Consider the following 24,320-nt stretch of genomic DNA (forward strand, 5'->3'; position numbering starts at 1 on the left):
GGACTTTCTTCTCCACCGTGACTTATCAGGCAGGTTACCCCATGCAGTTCAGCGAATTATTGGCAGCGATTTCCACCCATGCGATCCGTCTGCAAAGGGAAGAAGACGACCTGATTGTCCTGGGTGACGATGAGGCGTTGGACGATGCGTTGTGGGATCAGTTGATCGCCCATAAACCGCAGTTGCTCACGCTGGTGACCGAGCATGGCGGGGACTGGTTGAGTCCGGCCTACCGCATCACGCCGGACATGTTGCCGCTGGTCAATCTCGACCAGGCGGCCATCGACCGTATCGTCGCGGCTATCCCCGGTGGGGCGGCGAATGTGCAGGACATCTACCCGCTGGCGCCGTTGCAGGAGGGCATGCTCTATCACCATCTTTCGGCGGAGCAGGGCGATCCGTATGTGTTGCATGCGCAGTTTGTGTTCGACAGCCGTGCGCGCCTGCGGGCGTTTGCCGAGGCGCTGCAATGGGTGATCGATCGCCACGATATCCTACGCACCTCCATGGCCTGGGAGCGCCTTGATGAGCCGCTGCAAGTGGTGTGGCGCAAGGCAACCCTGGCCTGTGAAGAGGCGCATTTCAGTGATGGCGATGCCCTCGACCGCTTGTTGACGCGCTATGACGCGCGTACTTACCGCCTGGACCTGGGCCAGGCGCCGCTGCTGCGCCTGGTGTTTGCCGAGGATCCGGCCAACCAGCGTGTGGTTGCCATGCTGTTGTTCCACCACACCATCCTCGATCACACCGCCCTGGATGTGGTGCGCCATGAAATCCAGTTGTACCTGGCAGGCCAGCAAGACCAGGCCGGCGAGCCGGTGGCGTTTCGCAGCTATATCGCCCAGGTGCGCCATGGGGTCAGCGAGCAGGCCCATGAAACGTTTTTCCGCGAGATGCTGGCGGATATCGATGAACCGACCTTGCCCTTCGGTTTGCAGGATGTGCAGGGCGATGGCCAGGGGATCGACGAGGCGCGCATGCCCGTCGACAGTGCTCTGAGCCGGCGCCTGCGCAGCTTGGCGCGGCCATTGGGGGTCAGCGTGGCGAGCATGCTGCACCTGGCCTTGGCCCGCGTCTTGGGCGTGGTCTCCGGTCGCGACGCGGTGGTGTTCGGTACGGTGATGCTCGGGCGCATGGGCGCAGGTGAGGGCGGTGAACGGGCGTTGGGCATGTTCATCAACACCTTGCCACTGCGGGTGGATGTGGACGGGCAGGACGTACGCGCCGGGGTCAAGGCGACCCACGAACGTCTCACCGCGTTGCTCAACCACGAACATGCGTCCCTGGCACTGGCCCAGCGCTGCAGCGCAGTCGCGGCACCGACGCCGCTGTTCAGTGCGATGCTCAACTATCGCCACAGCGCCGCCACCGACATGGCCGAAGTGATCGAAGTCGCCGAGGGCATCCAGGTATTGGGCGCCGAGGAGCGCACCAACTACCCGCTGACGGTCAATGTGGATGACCTGGGCGAAGACTTTGCGCTGACGGTAATGGTCGATGCGGGCATCGGCGCGCAGCGTGTCGCGGGTTACCTGCACACCGCGCTGGAGAGCCTGGCCCAGGCCCTGGAACACGCGCCGCAGACGCCACTCAATCGCCTGGAAATCCTGCCCGAGGAAGAGCGTCAGCAGCTGCTGCACACCCTCAACCACACCCCGCACACCTACGCCGACAGCGCCCTGATCCACCAGCAAGTCGAAACCCACGCCGCCGCCCAGCCTGACGCCATCGCGCTACGTTTCGAGCAGCAACGTCTTACCTACCGCCAGCTCAATGAGCGCGCCAACCAGGTCGCCCATCGCCTGCTGGCCCAAGGCATCCGCGCCGATGATCGCGTGGCCATTTGCGTAGAACGTGGCCCGGAGATGATCATCGGCCTGCTGGGCATCCTCAAGGCTGGCGCGGGCTATGTGCCCATCGACCCGGCCTACCCGCTGGAGCGCATCGCGTATACCCTCGGCGACAGCCAACCCCTGGCCGTGCTGGTACAGGCCAACACCCGGCATCTGGTCGGCGACCTGGCGCAGATCGACCTCAATGGCCTGCGCGGTGAGTCCATCGTCAATCCGCGCGTCAGCGTCAGCCCGCATAACCTGGCCTATGTGATCTACACCTCCGGCTCCACCGGCCAGCCCAAAGGCGTGATGATCGAACATCGCCAGGTGGCGCGGCTGTTCAGCGCCACCGAGCACTGGTTCGGCTTCAACCGCAACGATGTATGGGCGTTGTTTCACTCCTTCGCGTTCGACTTCTCGGTGTGGGAAATCTGGGGCGCGCTGATGCACGGCGGCCAGTTGCTGATCGTGCCGCAACTGGTCAGCCGCTCGCCGGACGAGTGCTACACGCTGCTCTGCGAGGCCGGCGTGAGCATCCTCAACCAGACCCCCAGCGCGTTCCGCCAACTGATTGCCGCCCAGGGCCAGAGCCCCCAGGCCCATTCCCTGCGCCAGGTTATTTTCGGCGGTGAGGCCCTGGAGCCGGGGATGCTCAAGCCGTGGTACGCCCGGACGATCAACGCCGGTACGCAACTGGTGAACATGTACGGCATCACCGAAACCACTGTGCACGTGACGTACCGCGCGCTGGAAGCGGCGGACGCGCAGCTGGTCGGGGTCAGCCCGATTGGCGTGCGCATTCCCGACCTGCAACTGTATGTGCTGGACGCGCACCGCGAGCCGCTGCCGTTTGGCGTGGTCGGCGAGTTGTACGTCGGTGGCGCCGGCGTGGCGCGGGGTTATCTGAATCGGGATGAGTTGACCGCCGAGCGCTTCCTGAACGATCCGGCCACGGGGCTGCGGATGTACAAGACCGGCGACCTCGGACGCCTGTTGGCCGACGGCAGCGTCGAATACCTGGGGCGCAATGACGACCAGGTGAAGATCCGTGGCTTCCGCATCGAACTCGGCGAAATCCAGGCCCGTCTAGCCACCGCCCCCGGTGTGCGTGACGCGGTGGTGATTGCCCGGGAAGATCAACCGGGGGACAAACGCCTGGTTGCCTACGTGATTGCCGAGGGTGACACCCGTGTCGCGGCGCTGCGTGACCACCTGCTGCTGAGTCTGGCCGACCACATGGTGCCCAGCGCGTTCGTACTGCTGGACGCCTTCCCGTTGACCACCAACGGCAAACTCGACCGCAAGGCCTTGCCCGCGCCCGATGCCGATGCACTGGCCCGGCGCAGCTATGAAGCCCCCCAGGGCAGCGTGGAAACCGCCATCGCGACGATCTGGCAGGACTTGCTCAAGCTCGACCGTATCGGTCGCGATGACAATTTCTTCGAACTGGGCGGCCATTCCCTGCTGGCGGTCAAGCTGATCGAGCGCATGCGCCAGGTGGACCTCAGCGCCGATGTGCGTGTGCTGTTTGGCCAGCCGACGTTGGCCGCGCTGGCGGCGGCGGTGGGCGGGCAACGGCAGGTGCACGTCCCGGCCAACCCGATCCAGGCCCACAGCCAGGTCATCACCCCGGACATGCTGGCGCTGATCGACCTCGACCAGGCCGCCATCGATCACATCCTCCACAGCGTGCCCGGCGGCATCGGCAATGTGCAGGACATCTACGCCCTGGCGCCGTTGCAGGCGGGCATCCTCTATCACCACCTGGCAACCAGCGAAGGCGATCCCTACGTGTTGCAGGTGCAGTTGGGCTTTGACCATCAGGCGGCGGTGGACGCCTTTATCCAGGCGCTGCACAGCGTGATCGAGCGCAACGACATCCTGCGCACGGCGATCCTCTGGGAAGGCCTGGACGAGCCGGTGCAAGTGGTCTGTCGCCAGGCGCCGCTGGCGGTTGAGCGCATTGAAACCCCAGGTGTCGATGCCCTGGCGCACCTGCAACAGCGCTTCGACCCACGCCACTATCGCCTCGACCTGTCCCGCGCCTCGCTGATGCGCCTTGCCTACGCCGAGGACCAGGGGCGTTTCGTCGGCATTCTGCTGCTGCACCACATCCTGCTCGACCACACCGCCCTGCAAGTGCTGGTGCAGGAGATGAGTGCCAGCCTGTCCGGCCGCAGCGCGCACCTGCCGGATGCAGTGCAGTACCGCAACTACGTGGCCCAGGCGCGGCTTGGGGTCAGCCAGGCCGAGCACGAAGCGTTCTTCAGCGAGATGTTGGGCGATATCGACGAGCCGACCCTGGCCTTTGGTCTGCAGGACGTGAATGGCGACGGCAGCGGCATCGTCGAAGCGCACCTGCCGCTGGAACCGGCATTGAGCCTGGGCCTGCGCGAACAGGCGCGGCAATTGGGCGTGAGCACCGCCAGCCTGGTGCATCTGGCCTGGGCGCAGGTGCTGGGGCAAGTCTCCGGGCAGCAGGAGGTGGTGTTCGGCACCGTCCTGCTTGGGCGCATGCAGGGGGGCGAGGGTGCCGACCGCGCCCTGGGCATGTTTATCAACACCTTGCCGCTGCGGGTCAGCGTCGGCACCGTCGGCGTGCAGGCCGCAGTGCGCGCCACCCACGCGCGCCTGGCAGACTTGCTCGCGCACGAGCATGCGCCGCTGTCCCTGGCCCAGCGTTGCAGCGGAGTGCCGGGTTCGTTGCCGTTGTTCAGCACGCTGCTCAACTACCGCCACAGCGCGCCGGAGGATGTGCCGGGAGACAGTCCGTTTGCCGCCGCCGGCATCCAGATTCTCAGTTCTGAAGAGCGCAGCAACTACCCGCTGGTGCTTAACGTCGATGACCTCGGCAGCGGCTTCGCCCTCACTGTGCAAGGTGTGGCTACGCTGGACGCGCGACGTGTCGGCGACTATATGCTCACCGCCTTGCGTCACTTGGTGACCGCGCTGCAACAGGCGCCGACCACGCCGATGCTGGCCGTGTCGATCGTGCCGCCCGCCGAACGCAACCAATTGCTGGTGGACTTCAATGCCACCGCCCGCGAGTACCCGTCGCAGCTCACCGTGCCTCAACTGTTCGAAGCCCAGGCCCTGGCGCGTCCCGAAGCGGTGGCGGCGGTGCAGGGGTCATTGTCCCTGAGCTACCGCGACCTCAACCGCCGCGCCAACCGCCTGGCCCATCACCTGATCAACCAGGGTGTGCAGCCGGGGGAAAGTGTGGCGATTGCATTGCCCCGCAGCCTCGACTTGCTGATCTGCCAACTGGCGATCCTCAAGTGCGGCGCCGTGTACGTGCCGCTGGACATCAACGCGCCGCTCGAACGCCAGGCCCTTATCGTGCAGGACAGCGGTGCGCAGCGGGTGCTCACGAGCTTGGCCGACCTCAATCTGGAGGCGCAATCGCCGCGCAACCCGGAGCGGGTGCAGTCATCGCAAAGCGTGGCGTACATCCTCTACACCTCCGGCTCCACGGGCGCACCGAAAGGCGTGCAAGTGCCGCACCGCGCCATCTCGCGCCTGGTGCTCAATAACGGCTATGCCGAGTTCAACCCGCGCGACCGCGTGGCGTTTGCCTCCAACCCCGCGTTCGATGCGAGCACCCTCGACGTGTGGGCGCCGTTGCTCAATGGCGGCTGTGTGGTCGTGGTCGAACAGGCGGTGCTGTTGTCCGAGGCGGCGTTTGCCGCGTTGTTGCAGGAGCAGGCCGTCAGCGTGTTGTGGATGACCGCCGGGCTGTTCCACCAGTACGCCGATGCGCTGATGCCGGTGTTCCCGCAGTTGCGTTACCTGATCGTCGGCGGCGATGTGCTCGACCCGCTGGTGATCGACCGCGTGCTCAAGCACGGCCGGCCCCAGCATCTGCTCAATGGCTACGGGCCGACCGAAGCCACGACCTTTTCCACCATCCATGACATTACCCACGTGGGCGAGGGCGGTATTCCGATTGGCCGGCCGATTGCCAATGCCCAGGCCTATGTGCTGGATGCGCACCGCCAGTTGCTGCCGTTGGGCGTGGTTGGCGAGTTGTATATCGGCGGCGCGGGCGTGGCCACGGGGTACCTGAACCAGCCGCAACTGACGGCGCAGAAGTTTGTCCCGAACCCGTTCGGCGAGGGCCTGTTGTACCGCACCGGTGACCTGGCGTGCTGGCAGGCCGACGGCACCTTGCTGTACCGGGGCCGCAACGACCTGCAAGTGAAGATTCGCGGTTTCCGCATCGAGCCGGGCGAAATCGAAGCCTGCCTGGCGGCCTTTGCCGGTGTGACCCACGCCGTGGTGCTGGTGCGTGAAGACGAGCCTGGCGACAAGCGCCTGGTGGCTTACTACACCGCTGACGCGCCGCTGCCGATCGAAGCGCTGCGCGCCCATCTGCACGGCCAGTTGCCGGACTACATGGTGCCGTCGGCCTATGTCTGGCTGGAACTGTTGCCGCTCACCGCCAACGGCAAGCTGGATCGCAAGGGCCTGCCGGTGCCGGATGCAAGCGCGCTGCTCAGCCGTGGCTATGAGGCGCCGGAAGGCGAGGTGGAAACCCGGCTGGCGCAGATCTGGCAGGACCTGCTCAAGCTCGAACGCGTGGGCCGCCATGACCATTTCTTCGAACTGGGCGGGCATTCGTTGCTGGCGGTCAGCCTGATCGAACGCATGCGCCAGGCCGGCCTGAGCGCCGATGTGCGTGTGCTGTTCAATCAGCCCAGCCTGGCCGCACTTGCGGCGGCAGTCGGCAGTGGCCGTGAGATTGTGGTGCCGGCCAATGGCATTCCCTCGGGCTGCACCCGCATAGTGCCGTCGATGCTGACCCTGGTGGACCTTGATCAAGCGGCCATCGACCGGGTCGTCGCCAGCGTGCCTGGCGGTGCGATCAATGTGCAGGATATCTACCCGCTGGCGCCATTGCAGGAAGGCATTCTGTACCACCATATCAGCGCCGAGCAGGGCGATCCGTACCTGCTGCAATCGCGCATGGCCTTCGACAGCCTGGAGCGGTTGCAGGGGTTCATGGGCGCGTTGCAACAGGTGGCGGCCCGTCACGATATCCTGCGCACCAGCGTGGTCTGGGAAGGCCTCGACAGCCCCGTGCAAGTGGTCTGGCGTGAGGCGCCGCTGGTGGTTCAGGCGATTGACCTGGACCCGGCGCACGGCGACATCCTCGAACAACTGCATGGGCGTTTCGATGCGCGCCACTATCGCCTGGACATTACCCAGGCGCCGCTGCTGCGTATGGTCTACGCCCAGGACCCGGCCAATCACCGGGTGGCGGCGATCCTGCTGTTCCACCACCTGGCGCTGGACCACACCGCCATGGCGGTGGTGGGCCAGGAGATGGGCGCGTTCCTGTTCAACACGGCGCAGGACTTGCCTGTGCCCACACCGTTTCGTAACTACGTGGCCCAGGCGCGCCTGGGTGTGAGCGTGGACGAACATGAACAGTTCTTCCGTACGATGCTCGCCGAGGTTGACGAGCCCACTTTGCCCTTCGGCGTGCAGGACGTGCAGGGTGACGGACGCGCTATCGAAGAGGCCGAGCAGGCCGTGGATGCCGCCTTGGCCCGCAGGCTGCGCGAACAGGCGCGGTTGCGCGGCGTCAGTGCGGCGAGCCTGATGCACCTGGCTTGGGCGCTGGTGCTGGCGCGCGTCTGCGGGCGTGACGAGGTGGTATTCGGCACTGTGTTGATGGGCCGCATGCAGGCTGGCGATGGCGCCGACCGTGCATTGGGGATGTTCATCAACACCTTGCCGCTGAAGGTGGATGTGGCCACCGACGCGGTTGCCGCGCTCAAGGCCACCCATGGACGGTTGAGCGCCTTGCTCGGCCACGAACACGCCTCCCTGGCCCTGGCCCAGCGTTGCAGTGGCGTGGCGGCCGCCACGCCACTGTTCAGCGCCTTGCTCAACTACCGTCACAGCAACCCCGGTGAGATGGCCCGCGACGGCCACGGCATCTGGGCCGGCGTGCAGCTGTTGGGCGGTGAAGAGCGCAGCAACTACCCGTTGACCCTGAGCGTGGACGACCTCGGCGAAGGCTTCGGCCTCAGCGTGCTGGCGGTGCCGCGCATCGGTGCCCAACGCCTGTGCGACTACATGACGAACGCCATCGGGCAACTGGTCGACGCCCTGGAAAATTCCGCGCCAGCCTCGCTGAACCTGCTGGATATTCTCCCGGCCAGCGAACGCCAAACCCTGCTGCGCGAGTTCAATGCCACGGCTGCGGATTTCCCCACCGGGCACACCGTGCACGGTGCCTTCGAAGTCCAGGCCGAGCGCCAACCCCACACCATTGCCGTGGTGCAGGACGGCGAATCCCTGACCTATCGGCAGCTCAACCAACGCGCCAACCAACTGGCCCATCACCTGCTGGCGCTGGGGGTGCAGCCGGACGACCGCGTCGCCCTGTGCTGCCGCCGTGGCCCGCAGATGCTCGTGGGGTTGCTGGGGATCCTCAAGGCGGGCGCGGCTTACGTGCCGATTGATCCGGCTTATCCCGCCGAGCGCATTGCTTACTTGTTGCAGGACAGCGCCCCCGTCGCGGTGCTGGCACAAGCGAGCACTCGCGAGCTGCTGGGCAGCGTCGCCAGCCTCGACCTGGATGACCTCCAGCACGCCAACGTCAGCAATCCGCAGATCGCCGCCTTGACTGCGGCGCACCTGGCCTATGTGATCTACACCTCCGGTTCCACCGGCCAGCCCAAGGGCGTGATGGTCGAACACCGCACCGTGGAAAACCTGGTGCACTGGCACTGCGAAGCCTTTGGCCTGAGTGCCGTCAGCCACACCAGCAGCGTCGCCGGTTTTGGCTTTGACGCCATGGCCTGGGAGGTGTGGCCGGCATTGTGCGTGGGCGCCACCCTGCACCTGCCGCCGGCTGACCTGGGCAATGAACATATCGATGAGCTGCTCGCCTGGTGGCTGGCGCAGCCGCTGGACGTCAGCTTCCTGCCCACACCCGTGGCCGAATATGCCTTCAGCCAGGACTTGCACCACCCCAGCTTGCGCCTGCTGCTGATCGGCGGCGACCGCTTGCGCCAGTTCAGCCAGGAGCGGCGCTTTGCCGTGATCAACAACTACGGGCCCACCGAAGCCACGGTGGTCGCCACCTCCGGCCGCGTGCGTGCCGGGCAGGCGCTGCATATCGGTCGGCCCATCGCCAATGCGTGCGTCTACGTGCTGGATGAGCACTTGCGACCGGTACCGGTGGGTGTCGCCGGTGAACTGTATGTGGGCGGCAGCGGCGTGGCGCGGGGCTACCTGAACCGTGCGCAGATGACCGCCGAACGCTTCCTGCAGGACCCGTTCAACCCCGGCCGCATGTACCGCACCGGTGACCTTGTGCGCTGGTTGCCCGAGGGTAACCTTGAGTACCTGGGGCGCAACGACGACCAGGTGAAAATCCGTGGCGTACGCGTCGAACTGGGCGAAATCGAGAGCCGCCTGGCAGCGCTGCCAGGGGTGGGCGAAGCGGTGGTGCTGGTGCGCGAGGGCCGCATGGTGGCCTGGTTCACCGAACACCAGCCGTTGTCGATCGAAAGCCTGCGCGAGCAACTGCAAGCGCACTTGCCGGATGCCCTGGTGCCGGTGGCCTATGTGAAGCTCGACGCACTGCCCCTGACCGCCAACGGCAAACTCGACCGCCAGGCGCTGCCGGCACCGGATCAGGCCGCCGTGCTGAGCCGTGACTATGAAGCTCCGCTAGGCGCTGTGGAAACCACCTTGGCCCGGCTCTGGGCCGAGGTCTTGCAGGTCGAGCAGGTGGGGCGCCACGATCACTTCTTTGAACTGGGCGGCCATTCGTTGCTGGCGGTCAGCCTGATCGAGCGCATGCGCCAGGCCGGCCTGAGCGCCGATGTGCGCGTGCTGTTCAGCCAGCCGACCTTGGCCGCGTTGGCAGCGGCGGTGGGCAGCGGTCGCGAAGTGCAGGTGCCGGCCAACCGCATCACGCCAGATTGCCAGCGCATCACCCCGGACCTGCTGTCCCTGGTGACACTCGACCAATCGACCCTGGACCAGGTCGTCAGCCGCGTGCCCGGCGGCGCCGCGAATGTGCAGGACATCTACCCCCTGGCACCGTTGCAGGAAGGCATTCTGTACCACCACCTCACGGCCGAGCAGGGCGACCCCTACTTGCTGCAGTCGCACCTGGCGTTTGACCGAGTCGAGCGTCTGCACGCCTTCGCCCAGGCGCTGCAACAGGTAATCGATCGCCACGATATCCTGCGCACCGGGGTGGTCTGGGAGGGCCTGGTGCAACCGCTGCAAGTGGTGTGGCGCAAGGCTCAATTGCCACTTGAACACGTGCACCTGCAAGACGATGTACTGGCCGGCCTGCATGAGCGCTTCGACGCCCGGCGCTACCGCCTGGACATCAGCCAGGCACCGCTGATCCGCCTGGCCTACGCCGAAGACCCGGCCAACCAGCGCGTAGTGGCGGTCCTGCTTTATCACCATATCGCCCTCGACCACACCGCCTTCGACGTGGTGCTGCGGGAAATGCAGGGCTACCTGCTCGGCCACCCGGCGCCCACCGCCGCGCCGATGCCGTACCGCAACTACGTGGCCCAGGCGCGCCTGGGTGTCAGCGAGCAGGAGCACGAAGCGTTCTTCCGCGGCATGCTCGGTGATGTCGACGAACCCACCTTGCCCTTTGGCCTGCAGGATGTGCGCGGCGACGGCAGCGCGATCGAAGCGCACAGCCTGCAATTGGACAGCGACCTTAACCGCCGCCTGCGGGCCCAGGCCCGTCTGCTCGGGGTGAGTACGGCGAGCCTGTTCCACCTGGCCTGGGGTCAGGTGCTGGCGGCCACCTCGGGGCGCCACAGTGTGGTGTTCGGCACGGTGCTGGTGGGTCGCCTGCAAGGCGGCGAGGGTGCCGACCGCGCCCTCGGCGTGTTTATCAATACTTTGCCCCTGCGCCTGGATATCGATGCCCAAGGCGTGCGTGCAGCCGTGCGCACCACCCACGCACGGCTCAGCGCGTTGCTCGGCCACGAGCACGCTTCCCTGGCCCTGGCCCAGCGTTGCAGCGGCGTGGCCGCGCCGGCGCCGTTGTTCAGTTCGATGCTCAATTATCGCCATCGCGGCGCCGCCACCCGTTCCGAGGACGCGCAACACGCCTGGGAGGGCATGCAGACCCTGGTCAACGACGGGCGCACCAACTACCCGCTGACCTTGAATGTGGACGACTTGGGCGATGGCTACGATGTCACCGCGTTGGCCCAGGTAGACGCGCAACGGATCTGCGCCTATATGCAAACGGCCCTGGCTGGCCTCGTTGATGCACTGGAGCAGGCGCCGCACCAGGCGCTCAATCGACTGCCGGTGCTGGGCGCCGAGGAGCGGCAAAAACTGCTGGTGGACTTCAACGCCACCGAGGTGAACTACGACCTCGACCAGACCCTGCACGGCCTGTTCGAAGCCCAGGTCATGCGCACGCCGCAGGCGGTTGCAGTGAAGGCGGGAGAGCAACACCTCACCTACCGGCAACTCAACGAGCGTGCCAACCGCCTGGCCCATCACCTGCGCGAAAAGGGTGTGCAACCGGAGACGCGCGTGGGGATTTGCCTGGAGCGCGGCCTGGACATGGTCATTGGCCTGTTCGCCATCCTCAAGGCCGGCGGCGGTTATGTGCCGCTCGACCCGGCTTACCCACAGGAGCGCATCGCCTACATGCTGCACGACAGCGCACCGGTGGTGGTGCTGGCGCAAAGCGCGACCCGAGGGTTGCTCGGCGAGGCCGCGGTGATCGACCTGGACCAGCCTGACTGGCAGCACCAGAGCGCGAGCAACCCCGAGGTACCGGGGCTCAGTGCCCGCAACCAGGCGTACGTGATCTACACCTCCGGCTCCACCGGCCAGCCCAAAGGCGTGATCAACGAACACGCCGGGGTGGTCAACCGGCTGCTGTGGATGCAGGACGCCTATGGCCTCAAGGCCCACGATGCGGTGCTGCAGAAAACCCCGTTCAGCTTCGACGTGTCGGTGTGGGAATTCTTCTGGCCGTTGTTCACCGGCGCCCGCCTGGTGATGGCGCGTCCCGGCGGGCATAAAGACCCGGCCTACCTGTGCGATGTGATCGAAGCCGAGCAGATCACCACCTTGCACTTTGTGCCGTCGATGCTCGATGTATTCCTCGCCCACGGTGATGTCAGCCAGGCGGCCGGTGTGCAGCGGGTGATGTGCAGCGGCGAAGCGCTGCCGGGCAGCCTGGTGCGACGCTTCAAGCAGCAGTTGCCGAGGATCGGCCTGTACAACCTGTACGGCCCCACCGAAGCTGCCGTGGACGTGACCGCCTGGAACTGTACGCGCCCCGATGTGCCGGACAACACGCCGATCGGCAAACCCATCGCCAATACGTGCCTGTATGTGCTGGATGGGCAGTTGCAACCGGTGCCGCTGGGGGTGGTCGGCGAGCTGTTTATCGGTGGTGTGCAGGTGGCGCGGGGTTACCTCAACCGTCCGGAACTGACGGCCGAGCGTTTCCTTGAGGATCCATTCAGCAACGGTCGCCTGTATCGCACCGGCGACCTCGGCCGTTACCTGCCGGACGGCAATATCGAGTACCTGGGCCGCAACGATGACCAGGTCAAGATCCGTGGCCTGCGCATCGAACTGGGAGAAATCCAGGCGCGCCTGCTGGAGCACCCGCAGGTCAACGAAGCGGCGGTGGTCGCCCGTGAAGACCGGCTCGTCGCGTACTACACCGGTACCCACACGGATATCGAGCAACTGCGTGCCCAGCTATTGCAGCACCTGCCGGACTTTATGGTCCCCGCGCTGTTCGTGCACCTCGATGCGCTGCCCCTGAGCCCCAACGGCAAACTCGACCGCAAGGCCCTGCCGGCGCCCGGCATGCAGGCGCTGCAGGTGCGCGAGTACGAAGCGCCCGAAGGTGACACCGAGATCCTGCTGGCGCGGCTGTGGGCCGAGCTGCTCAATGTCGAGCGGGTAGGGCGCCAGGATAATTTCTTTGAACTGGGCGGGCACTCGCTGCTCGCCGTGAGCTTGATCGGGCGCTTGCGCCAGGAAGGCATGGAAGCCGATGTCCGGGCGCTGTTCGAACAGCCGACCCTGGCCGGCTACGCCGCAATGACCGAACGAATGGAGATCGTCCTGTGAGCCTCTTTGAGCTGCTGGCAACCCTGAAAACCAAGGACATCCAACTGGCGCTCAAGGGCGAGCAGTTGTCGGTGCAAGGCAACAAGCAGGCTTTGAGCGACCCGGCGATCCTTGCCGCGTTGCGTGAGCACAAACCGGGGTTGATCGAGCTGATCAAGGCCGGCGAATACTCGGCGACCAAGGCCGGTGACGTCCAGGTGCCGGCCAACGGAATTGCGCCAGGCACCGAACGCATCACGCCGGACATGCTGACGTTGTCCCACCTGGACCAGGATGAGATCGACCGCATCGTCGCCACCGTCGACGGCGGCGTGGCGAATATCCAGGACATTTACCCCCTGGCGCCGTTGCAGGAAGGCATTCTGTTTCACCATGTCAGCGCCGAACAGGGCGACCCGTATGTGATGCAGTCGCAGTTCGCGTTCGACAGCCTGGCGCGGTTCGACGCGTTCGCCGAGGCCCTGCAAACCGTGATGGATCGCCATGACATCCTGCGCACCGGCGTGGTCTGGGAGGGCCTGCAACAGCCGTCGCAAGTGGTGTGGCGCCGCGCGTGCCCGCCGGTGCAGGCTCTGGAACTGGACCCGGCCGACGGCGAGATTGCCGCCCAACTGCACGCCTTGTTCGACGCCCGCCACTATCGCCTCGACGTCACCCAGGCGCCGCTCCTGCGCCTGGTACGCGCGTTTGATCCGGCCAACCAGCGCATCGTCGCCACCTTGCTGTTCCACCATATGGCCCTGGACCACAGTGCCCTGGAGGTGGTGTGCCATGAACTGCAGGCGTGCTTGCTGGGGCAGGGCGCGACGCTGGGCCAGGCGGTGCCGTTTCGTAACTATGTGGCGCAGGCGCGGTTGGGCATCAGCGAGCAGGAGCACGAGCACTTCTTCCGCCAGATGCTCGGCGATATCAGTGAGCCGACGTTGCCCTTCGGCTTGCAGGACGTGCAGGGCGATGCGCGCGGTATCCGCGAACTCAGCCTGCCCTTGGCGGCGCCGTTGAGTCAGCGCCTGCGCACCCAGGCGCGGCAGTTGGGGGTCAGCGCGGCGAGCCTGTTTCACCTGGGCTGGGCGCAGGTGTTGGGCGCATTGGCCGGCAAGCAACAGGTGGTGTTCGGCACGGTATTGATGGGCCGTATGCAGGGCAGCCATGACACCGAGCGTGCCCTGGGGATCTTTATCAACACCTTGCCGTTTCGCGTGGACGTGGACGGCCAGGACGTGCGCGCCGGGGTCAAGGCCACCCATGCCCGGCTCACTACGCTGCTGCGCCATGAACATGCGGCGTTGGCCCTGGCCCAGCGTTGCAGCGGGGTTATCGCGCCCACGCCGCTGTTCAGCGCGTTGCTCAACTATCGCCACAGCGCTGTCGCGGCCAGCGCCGAGGCGGTGTCGGCATGGCAGGGCATCGCCGCCCTGAGTGCCGAGGAACGCACCAATTACCCCCTGACCCTGAGCGTCGATGACCTCGGCGACGGCTTTGGCCTGAGCCTGCTGGCCAGTACCCAGGTGGACCCGCAGCGCGTCTGCGCCTACCTGCAAACCGCCCTGGAAAACCTGGTGACGGCGCTGGAGCAGGCGCCGACGACCGCGTTGAACCAGCTGTCGGTGGTGCCCGTTGCTGAACAACGCCTGCTGCTTGAGCAGTTCAACGCCACCGCTGTGGATTTCCCCCAGGGCACCACCCTGCATGGACGTATCGAAGCCCAGGCCGCGCTGACACCGCATGCCATTGCCGCCGTGCATCTCGACCGCCAACTGACCTACGCCGAGCTGAACCAGCAAGCCAACCTGCTGGCCCATCACCTGTTGGCGTTGGGGGTCAAGCCCGACGACCGCGTGGCCATCGTCGCGCGCCGGGGACTGGACACCCTGGCCGGGTTGCTGGCGATCCTTAAATCCGGCGCCTGCTACGTGCCGGTGGACCCGTCCCACCCGGCCGAGCGCCTGGCCTACCTGCTCAGTGACAGCGCCCCGGTGGCGGTGCTGACCCAACACGCGTTGCTGGAACGACTGCCGACGCTGGACGTGCCGGTGATCAACCTGGATCGCTACACCTGGCACCACCATACAGCGAGCAACCCTGGCGTCGCTGTCAGCCCGGCCAACCTCGCCTATGTGATCTACACCTCCGGTTCCACCGGCCTGCCCAAAGGCGTGATGGTCGAGCACCACACCGTGACGAACCTGGTGGACTGGCATTGCCGCGCCTTCGATCTCTGCGCCGGGCGCCACACCGCCAGCGTTGCCGGGTTCGGCTTCGATGCCATGGCCTGGGAAGTCTGGCCGGCGCTGTGTGTCGGCGCGACCCTGCACCTGCCCCCGGCCCATGACGGCCCCGAAGACATCGACGCACTGCTGGCCTGGTGGTGCGCGCAGCCGCTGGATGTGGGGTTCCTGCCGACACCGGTGGCCGAGTACGCCTTCAGCCAGCAGATCGAACACCCGACCCTGCGCACCTTGCTGATCGGCGGCGACCGCCTGCGTCAGTTCGGGCGGGCGCAGCGTTTTGAGCTGATCAACAACTACGGCCCCACCGAAGCCACGGTGGTCGCCACCTCCGGCAAGGTCGAGGCCGGGCAGGCGTTGCATATCGGCAAGCCCATCGCCAATGCCACGGTGTACCTGCTGGACGCCCAGCAACGCCCGGTGCCGTTGGGGGTGGCGGGTGAGGTCTACGTGGGCGGCAAGGGCGTGGCGCGCGGTTATCTGAACCGTCCCGAATTGAGCGCCGATCGCTTCCTGCAAGACCCGTTCAACCCCGGCCGCATGTACCGCACCGGCGACCTCGCGCGTTGGCTGCCGGACGGCAATCTCGACTACCTGGGGCGTAACGATGACCAGGTGAAAATCCGCGGCGTGCGCATCGAATTGGGCGAAATTGAAACCCAGCTCAACCAGTTGCCGAGCCTTCAGGAAGCCGTGGTGCTGGTGCGTGAAGAGCGGCTGGTGGCCTATTACACGGAAAATCCGCAGTTCGACGCGCTGGCCGTCGGTGATATCCGCGCCCATCTGCTGGCGCATTTGCCGGACTACATGGTCCCGGTCGCCTTTATGAAACTCGATGCGCTGCCCTTGACCAGCAATGGCAAGATCGACCGCAAGGCCCTGCCGGAGCCGGACATGACGGCGGTGTTCAGCCGTGGCTACGCAGCGCCCCAAGGCGAGATCGAAAGCCTGCTGGCGCAGATCTGGGCCGATGTGCTGCAGGTCGAGCGTGTCGGGCGCCATGATCATTTCTTTGAGCTGGGCGGGCATTCGTTACTGGCGATGCGCATGGTCTCGCAGATTCGCCAGCGCCTGGGCGTGGAACTGTTGCTCAGCGACCTGTTTGCCAATGCCGAACTGGCGGCCGTCGCCGCCGTGCTGGCCCAGGCCGGTCGCAGTACCTTGCCGGATATTCTGCCGGCCAACCGCGAGGAACCGTTGCCGCTGTCGTTCGCCCAGCAGCGCCTGTGGTTCCTGGCGTTGATGGAAGGCGCCAACACCGCCTACAACATTCCCATCGGCTTGCGCCTGCGCGGAGCATTGCATGTGCAGGCCTTGCAGCGGGCGCTGGCGCGGATCGTCGCGCGGCATGAAACCCTGCGCAGCCGCTTCGCCCAGCACGGCGACGAAGCCCAGGTGCTGATCGTTGCCGCCGAAGACGTACTGCCGCTGCAAGTGCAGGACTTGCGTCGCCACCCGCAGCCGCAGCAGGCCTTGGATGCGTTGATCCACGGCGAAGCCTCGGCGCCGTTTGACCTGGAGCGCGGCCCGCTGCTGCGCGGGCGCCTGGTGGTGATGGCGGACGAACACCATGTGCTGTTGCTGACCCTGCACCATATCGTCTCCGACGGTTGGTCCATGGGCGTGCTCACCCGCGAGCTGATGGCGCTGTACCAGGCCTTCAGCCATGGCCGACCCGACCCCTTGCCGCCGTTGCCGATCCAGTACGGCGACTTTGCCGTGTGGCAGCGTTTGTGGCTCAGCGGTGAAGTGCTGCAACGCCAGGGCAGTTATTGGCAGCAGGCCCTGGCGGGTGCGCCAGCGTTGCTCAGCCTGCCCACCGACCGCCCGCGCCCGGCGCAGCAGGACTACGCCGGCAGCAGCGTCGAGGTGCGCCTGGACGCACGCCTCACCGCCGGGCTCAAGGCCTTGAGCCAGCGCCATGGCAGCACGTTGTACATGACCTTGATGACGGCCTGGGCCTCATTGCTGGCGCGGCTGTCCGGGCAGCAGGATGTGGTGATCGGCTCGCCGGTGGCCAACCGAACGCGCAGCGAGGTGGAAGGGCTGATCGGCCTGTTCGTCAACACCCTCGCGGTGCGCATCGACACCTCGGGCGAGCTGAGCAGCGAGGCGTTGCTGGCGCGGATCAAGGCGCTGACACTGGCGGCCCAGGCCCATCAGGACCTGCCCTTCGAACAGGTGGTGGAACTCACTCGGCCGGTGCGCAGTCTGGCCCACAGCCCGTTGTTCCAGACCTTGCTGAGTTGGCAGGACAGCAGCGCACCGACCCTGGCCCTGGGCGACCTGGCGCTGGAGGGCATCGTCGAGAACAGCCACTTCGCCAAGTTCGACCTGTCGCTGAACCTGGGAGAAGTGCAGGGCACGATCCTCGGTGCGCTGGAGTACGCGGTGGCGCTGTTTGATGAGTCGACCGTGCAGCGTTACGTCGGCTACTTCACGCGGGTGTTGCAGGCCATGGTCGATAACGACCAGGCGGTGCTGGCGCATGTACCGCTGTTGGATGCCCGCGAGCGCGAGCATCTGCTGTTCGACTTCAACGCCACCCAGGTGGACTACAACCTCGACCAGACCCTGCACGGGATGTTCGAAGACCAGGTGGTGCGTACGCCGGATGCGATTGCACTCAAGGCCGGCGACCAGCACCTGACTTACGCCGAACTGAACGCCCGCGCCAACCAGTTGGCCCATCACCTGCTGGAACTCGGTGTGCAGCCGGATGCGCGGGTGGCGATCTGTGTGGAACGTGGCCTGGACATGGTCATCGGCCTGTACGCGATCCTCAAGGCCGGCGCCGCGTATGTGCCGCTGGACCCCGCCTATCCGCAGGAGCGTATTGCCTACATGCTGGCCGACAGCGCGCCGCTTGTGGTACTGGCCCAGGCGGCGACGCGGCCGCTGTTGGGCGAGGTGGCGGTGATCGATCTGGATCAGCCGGGCTGGCAGCGACAACCGGTGGACAACCCCGGTGTAGCGGGCGTGGGCGCCTATGTGATCTACACCTCCGGCTCCACCGGCCAACCCAAGGGCGTGATCAACGACCACGCCGCAGTGGTCAACCGTCTGCTGTGGATGCAGGACGAATATGGGCTGACGGCGCAAGACAGGGTCTTGCAGAAAACCCCGTTCAGCTTCGACGTGTCGGTATGGGAGTTTTTCTGGCCGCTGTGCACCGGCGCATGCCTGGTGATGGCGCGCCCCGGCGGGCATAAAGACCCGGCGTACCTGTGCGACGTGATCGAGGCCGAACAGATCAGCACCTTGCACTTCGTGCCGTCGATGCTCGATGTGTTCCTCGCCCATGGCGATGTGAGCCAGGCCGCTGGATTGGTGCGGGTGATATGCAGCGGCGAAGCGTTGCCGGGCAGCCTGGTACGCCGCTTCAAGCAGCAATTGCCCGGCAGCCAGTTGCATAACCTGTACGGCCCCACCGAAGCCGCCGTGGATGTGACCGCTTGGAACTGCGCGGGCGTGGTGACGCCGGACAACACCCCCATTGGCAAGCCGATTGCCAATACGCGCCTGTACTTGCTGGATGGGCAGTTGCAGCCGGTGCCGTTGGGCGTGGTCGGCGAGTTGTTTATCGGCGGCGTGCAAGTGGCGCGGGGTTACCTGAACCGCCCCGAGCTGACCGCCGAACGTTTCCTCAACGACCCGTTCAGTGCTGGACGGATGTACCGCACGGGTGACGTCGGCCGCTATTTGCCCGATGGCACTATCGAATACCTGGGGCGTAACGATGACCAGGTGAAAATTCGCGGCCTGCGTATCGAACTGGGGGAAATCCAGGCGCGCCTGATCGAGTGCGCGGCAATCAATGAAGCCACGGTGATCGCCCGCGACGAGCGCCTGGTGGCGTACTACACCGGCGTGCGCAGCGACATCGAAGCCCTGCGCGGCCATCTGCTGCAACACCTGCCGGAGTTCATGGTGCCGGCGATTTTTGTCCACCTCGAGGCGTTACCCCTGAGCCCCAACGGCAAGCTCGACCGCAAGGCACTGCCTGCGCCCGGTGCCGACTCGGTGGTGGTGCGCGCGTACGAAGCGCCCCAGGGCGATACGGAAATCGCCTTGGCCAGCCTGTGGGCCGAGTTGCTCAACGTCGAGCGCGTGGGGCGTCACGACAACTTCTTCGAACTGGGCGGGCACTCGCTGCTGGCGGTCAGCCTGATGGGGCGTCTGCGCCGCCTCGGGTTGTCGGCGGATGTGAAAGTACTGTTCGGCCAGCCAAGCCTGTGTGCCCTCGCGGCGGCACTCGGGGGCGGGCGTGAAGTGCCGGTGCCGGTTAATGGCATCGTTGAAGGTTGCACGGTGATCACGCCGGACCAATTGCCGCTGGTCCAATTGGATCAAGCCGCCATCGACCGTATCGTCGCCAGCATCCCCGGTGGTGCAGCGAATGTGCAGGATATCTACCCGCTGGCGCCGTTGCAGGCCGGCATGCTCTATCAGCACCGCGCGGTGCAGGACGGCGATGCCTATGTGCTGCGGGCGCAGTTCGCGTTTGATTCGCGCCAGCGCCTGGACGCGTTTGCCCTGGCGTTGCAGGCCGTGATCCAACGCCACGATATCCTGCGCTCGTCGTTCCACTGGGACGGCCTGGAAGAACCGCTGCAAGTGGTGTGGCGCGAAGCCTCGCTGCGGGTTGAAAGCGCTCCGCTGCCATCGCGCCTGGACCTGGCGCAGGCGCCCTTGATGCGCCTGGTCTACACCCAGCAATCCCAGCGTGTGGTGGCGACGTTGATGTTCCATCACCTGGTCATGGACCACGTGGCCCTGGACATCCTGCAGCACGAGATGCAGGCCTTCCTGCTCGGCACCCAGGACACGTTGGGCGCAGCGGTACCGTATCGCAACTATGTGGCCCAGACCCGTGCCGGTGGTGATCGTCACGAAGCGTTCTTTCGCGACATGCTCGGCGACATCGATGAGCCCACCCTGGTCGGCGACCTGGGCGCTGATGAGTCGGCTCAACTGACGCTTGAGCCTGCACTCAGCGAGCGCCTGCGGACCCAGGCGCGTCAGGCCGGCGTCAGTGCTGCGAGCCTGATGCACCTGGCCTGGGCCCAGGTGCTGGGCAAGGTCTGCGGTCGCGCGCAGGTGGTATTCGGCACGGTGATGCTGGGTCGCCTGCAAGGTGGCGAAGGCGCAGAGCGCGCCATGGGTGTGTTTATCAATACGTTGCCGCTGCGGGTCGACCTGGGTGAGCACGCGGTACGCAGCGCGTTGCGTGCCACCCACGCGCGTCTGACGCAACTGCTCAGCCACGAACATGCGCCCTTGGCCCTGGCCCAGCGTTGCAGCGGTGTGCCGGTGGCGACGCCGTTGTTCAGTGTGTTGTTCAACTATCGCCACAGTGCGCCGCAAGCCGGTGGTGTGGCCGAGGCGTGGCAGGGCATTCAATTGCTCAAGGCCGAGGAACACAGCAACTACGGCCTGTCCATGAGCGTGGATGACCTGGGCCAAGGTTTCAGCCTGAAGGCAAGGGGGGCGGGTGCCCGGCGTGTCTGCGGGTACCTGAACATCACCCTTGAACAACTGGTACAGGCGCTGGAACACAACAGTGACATCGCCATCAGCCGCTTGCCGATCCTGCCGGCTGCCGAACGTCGTCAATTGCTGCAATTGAATGCCACCGACCGCCCATTCCCACGCGAGCACACGGTGCAGCGCCTGTTCGAAGCCCAAGCCCAGGCACGGCCCGACGCAGTGGCGGCATGGCAGGGCGAGCAGGCCTTGAGCTACGGCGAACTGAACCTGCGCGCCAACCGCCTGGCCCATCACCTGCTGGAGCTTGGGGTGCGTCCGGCCGATAACGTCGCGATCCTGCTGCCGCGCTCCCTGGACCTGCTGGTCAGTCAACTGGCCGTGCTTAAGTGCGCTGCCGCCTACGTGCCGCTGGACAGCCACGCCCCGGCCGAACGCCAGGACTTTATGCTGCAGGACAGCGGCGCAGCCTGGCTGCTGACGCGCAGCGACATGGCCGTCGACTACCCGGCACGGCGCCTGGACCTCGACACCCTGGCCCTCGACCCGCAACCGAGTCACAACCCGGACCTGTCGCAATCCAGCGACAGCGTGGCGTACATCATGTACACCTCCGGCTCCACCGGCACACCGAAGGGCGTGTTGGTGCCCCATCGCGGCATCACACGGCTGGTGCTCAACAACGGCTATGCCGACTTCACTGCCAGCGACCGCGTGGCCTTCGCCTCCAACCCGGCGTTCGACGCCAGCACCATGGATGTCTGGGGCCCGTTGCTCAACGGCGGCCAGGTGCAGGTGATCGACCACGCCACCTTGCTCGACCCGGGCGCCTTTGGCCGGGCGTTGCAGGGCGTGACGGTGCTGTTTGTGACCACGGCGCTGTTCAACCAGTACGTGCAGTTGATCCCCGACGCCCTGGCCGGCTTGCGCATCCTGCTGTGCGGCGGTGAGCGTGCCGACCCGGCGGCCTTCCGCAGCCTGCTGGCGCGCGCCCCCGCGCTGCGCCTGGTGCATTGCTACGGGCCGACGGAGACCACCACCTACGCCACCACCTATGAAGTGCGCGCACTGGCCGACGACGCCGATAGCGTGCCGGTGGGCCGGCCGATCTCCAACACCCAGGTGCATGTGCTGGATGCGCAGTTGCAGGCCGTGCCGATGGGTGTGGTGGGTGAGATCTGCATCGGCGGCGACGGCGTGGCCAAGGGGTATCTGAATCGCCCGGACCTGAGCGCTGAAAAGTTTGTGCAAGACCCCTTCAATGCGGGCGCCTTGCTGTACCGCACCGGCGATCTCGGCCGCTGGAATGCACAGGGACTGCTGGAGTGCATTGGCCGTAATGACGACCAGGTGAAGGTCCGTGGTTTCCGTATCGAACTGGGTGAAATTGAAGCGCGCCTGGCGACCCATGCAGGCATTCAGGACGTGGTGGTACTGGCTCGCGAAGACGCACCGGGTGATAAGCGCCTGGTGGCCTATTTCACCTGGGCGGTCGAGCCCGTCGCTATCGACAGCCTGCGCGCCCATCTGCATGCGCAACTGCCGGACTACATGCTGCCGTCGGCCTATGTGCCGCTGGAGCGGTTGCCCTTGACGGCCAACGGCAAGGTCGACCGCAAGGCCTTGCCGGCCCCGGCCCTGGAAGCCTTGGCCCGCCGCGACTTCGAAGCGCCGGCCGATGCGCTGGAGCAGACCCTGGCCCAACTGTGGGCCCAGGTGTTGAAGCTGGAGCAGGTCGGCCGGCATGACAGCTTCTTCGAACTGGGCGGCCATTCGTTGCTGGCGATTCGCTTGGTCAACCTGATGGAAGCGGCGGGGTTGCAGGTGTCCCTGGCCGAGTTGTTCCAGCACGCCAGCGTCGCGTCGGTCGCCGCCATGTTAGGCCAGCGCACCCATGCGCCGGTACGCGATACCTCGGTGATCACGGTGCGCAGCAGCGGCTCGCAGGCGCCGTTGTTTCTGGTGCATGAGTTCAGTGGCATGGACGTGTATTTCCCCGCGCTGGGCCAGCACCTGCCCGGTGACTATCCCATTTATGGCCTGCCGGGCGTGGCCCTCGGTGACGCGCACCTGAACACCATGGAAGGCCTGGCGGCGCGCATGGTCGGCCTGATTCGCGGCCTCCAGCCCCATGGCCCCTATCGGATTGCCGGCTGGTCGTTTGGTGGTGTGCTGGCTTACGAAGTGGCGATGCAATTGCTCGGGCTGGACGAGCCGGTGGCGTTCCTCGGCCTGATCGACAGCTACGTGCCGCGCATGACCGACCAGGGCAAGGCGCGCTGGAGCGGGCCGGACGCGCTCAAACGGCATTTGCTGTTGCAGTGCAGCGCCTATTGGAACGCACAGGGAGGTGTGGATGAACTGGCGAGGATTGAGCAACTGGAGGCACAGCTTGGACAGCTGGACTTTGCGGGTCTGCTGCAACGCTGTCGCGATCAAGGTTTGCTATACGCGCAAATGGCGGCGGCTACGGACGCGGACCTCTTGAGTTTTATCCAGCGGGAAGTGGGGCATGGGCATGCGCTGGCGCATTACAGCCTGTTTGCGCTGCCGATTGCGGTGCATCTGTTCAGTGCCGAGCAGCGACCGACCGAGTTGGCGCGGCGCAGTGAGTCGCTGGGGTGGGACGATGCCTTGGCGCCTGGCCAATTGCGTCGGGTGGACGTGCCGGGGGACCACCAGAGCATGATGCAGGCGCCGCATATCCAGCACCTGGGCCATGCGATGACCCAGGCGTTACTGGCAAGTGAGCCGTTGCGGTGTGCGGTGCATCAGCCGTTGTTGCGCATCCAGAGTGGGCGGGCAGGGCGTACGCCGGTGTTTTGCGTGCCGGGGGCAGGGGACAGTGTCACCGGGTTTGTGGGCTTGAGCGAAGCGCTGGGACGTGACTGGCCGCTGTTTGGCTTACAGCCCCGGGGCCTGGATGGCGAGGCGGTGCCGCACAGTCAGGTCGAGGCGGCAGCGCGCTGTTATCTGGCCGCGCTGGAGCACGAGTATCCGCATGGACCGGTGCACCTGGTCGGGCATTCGTTTGGTGGTTGGGTCGCGTTGGAAATCGCCCTGTGCTTGCAGGCGGCCGGGCGCGAAGTGGCGTCGTTGACGGTGATCGACAGTGAGGCGCCGGGTGGCGCGGGTCGGCCTTATACAACCACGGCGGCGTTGGTGCGCTTGATCGAGGCCATGCAGTTGGCGGCGGGCAAATCGTTGGGCATTGATCTGGTGGACTTTGCCGGGCGTGATGACGTGGCGCAGCAGCAGGCGTTGCATGGGGGGATGGTCGGCGTGGGGCTGTTGCCGGCCCGTGCCAGTGTGGACGCGATGGCGGGGCCGGCGCGTACCTATGGGGCGGCGTTGCGCACGGTGTATCGGCCTGCGCGGCGCTATGACGGTGTGGTGCGCCTGGTGCTGGCCGAGGACCCGGCGCTGGATGCAGCGGGGAATCAGCGGGAGCAGGCGGGGATGATCGAGGGGTGGCGCAAGCAGGGCAGCGCTTTGGAGGTTTGGTATGGCGCGGGGAATCACTTCACGCTGCTCAAAGCGCCGAACGTTCACGGACTGGCGCGGTGGTGGTTGGACGGTGTGGTGGTTGGGGAGGTGGTTTCGTGACGGGGGTATATCGCCTTACATGTGGGAGGGGGCTTGCTCCCGATGAGGGAGT

The 24,320-nt window shown here is 66.0% G+C and carries 2 protein-coding genes; both read left to right on the top strand.

Annotated features, from left to right (window positions below):
* Positions 1-41 precede the first annotated feature (41 nt).
* On the top strand, positions 42-12,947 hold the full coding sequence (locus J1G35_RS27390) for a non-ribosomal peptide synthetase (protein ID WP_223016557.1): 12,906 nt from the start codon (positions 42-44) through the stop codon (positions 12,945-12,947).
* The gene (locus tag J1G35_RS27395; RefSeq protein WP_223016558.1) at positions 12,944-24,268 is read left to right on the top strand and encodes a non-ribosomal peptide synthetase; all 11,325 of its coding nucleotides are present in this window, start codon (positions 12,944-12,946) and stop codon (positions 24,266-24,268) included. Before J1G35_RS27390 ends, J1G35_RS27395 begins: the two co-directional genes overlap by 4 nt.
* Positions 24,269-24,320: the final 52 nt, after the last annotated feature.

The organism is Pseudomonas sp. SH10-3B (assembly GCF_019891415.1).
Lineage (GTDB): Bacteria > Pseudomonadota > Gammaproteobacteria > Pseudomonadales > Pseudomonadaceae > Aquipseudomonas.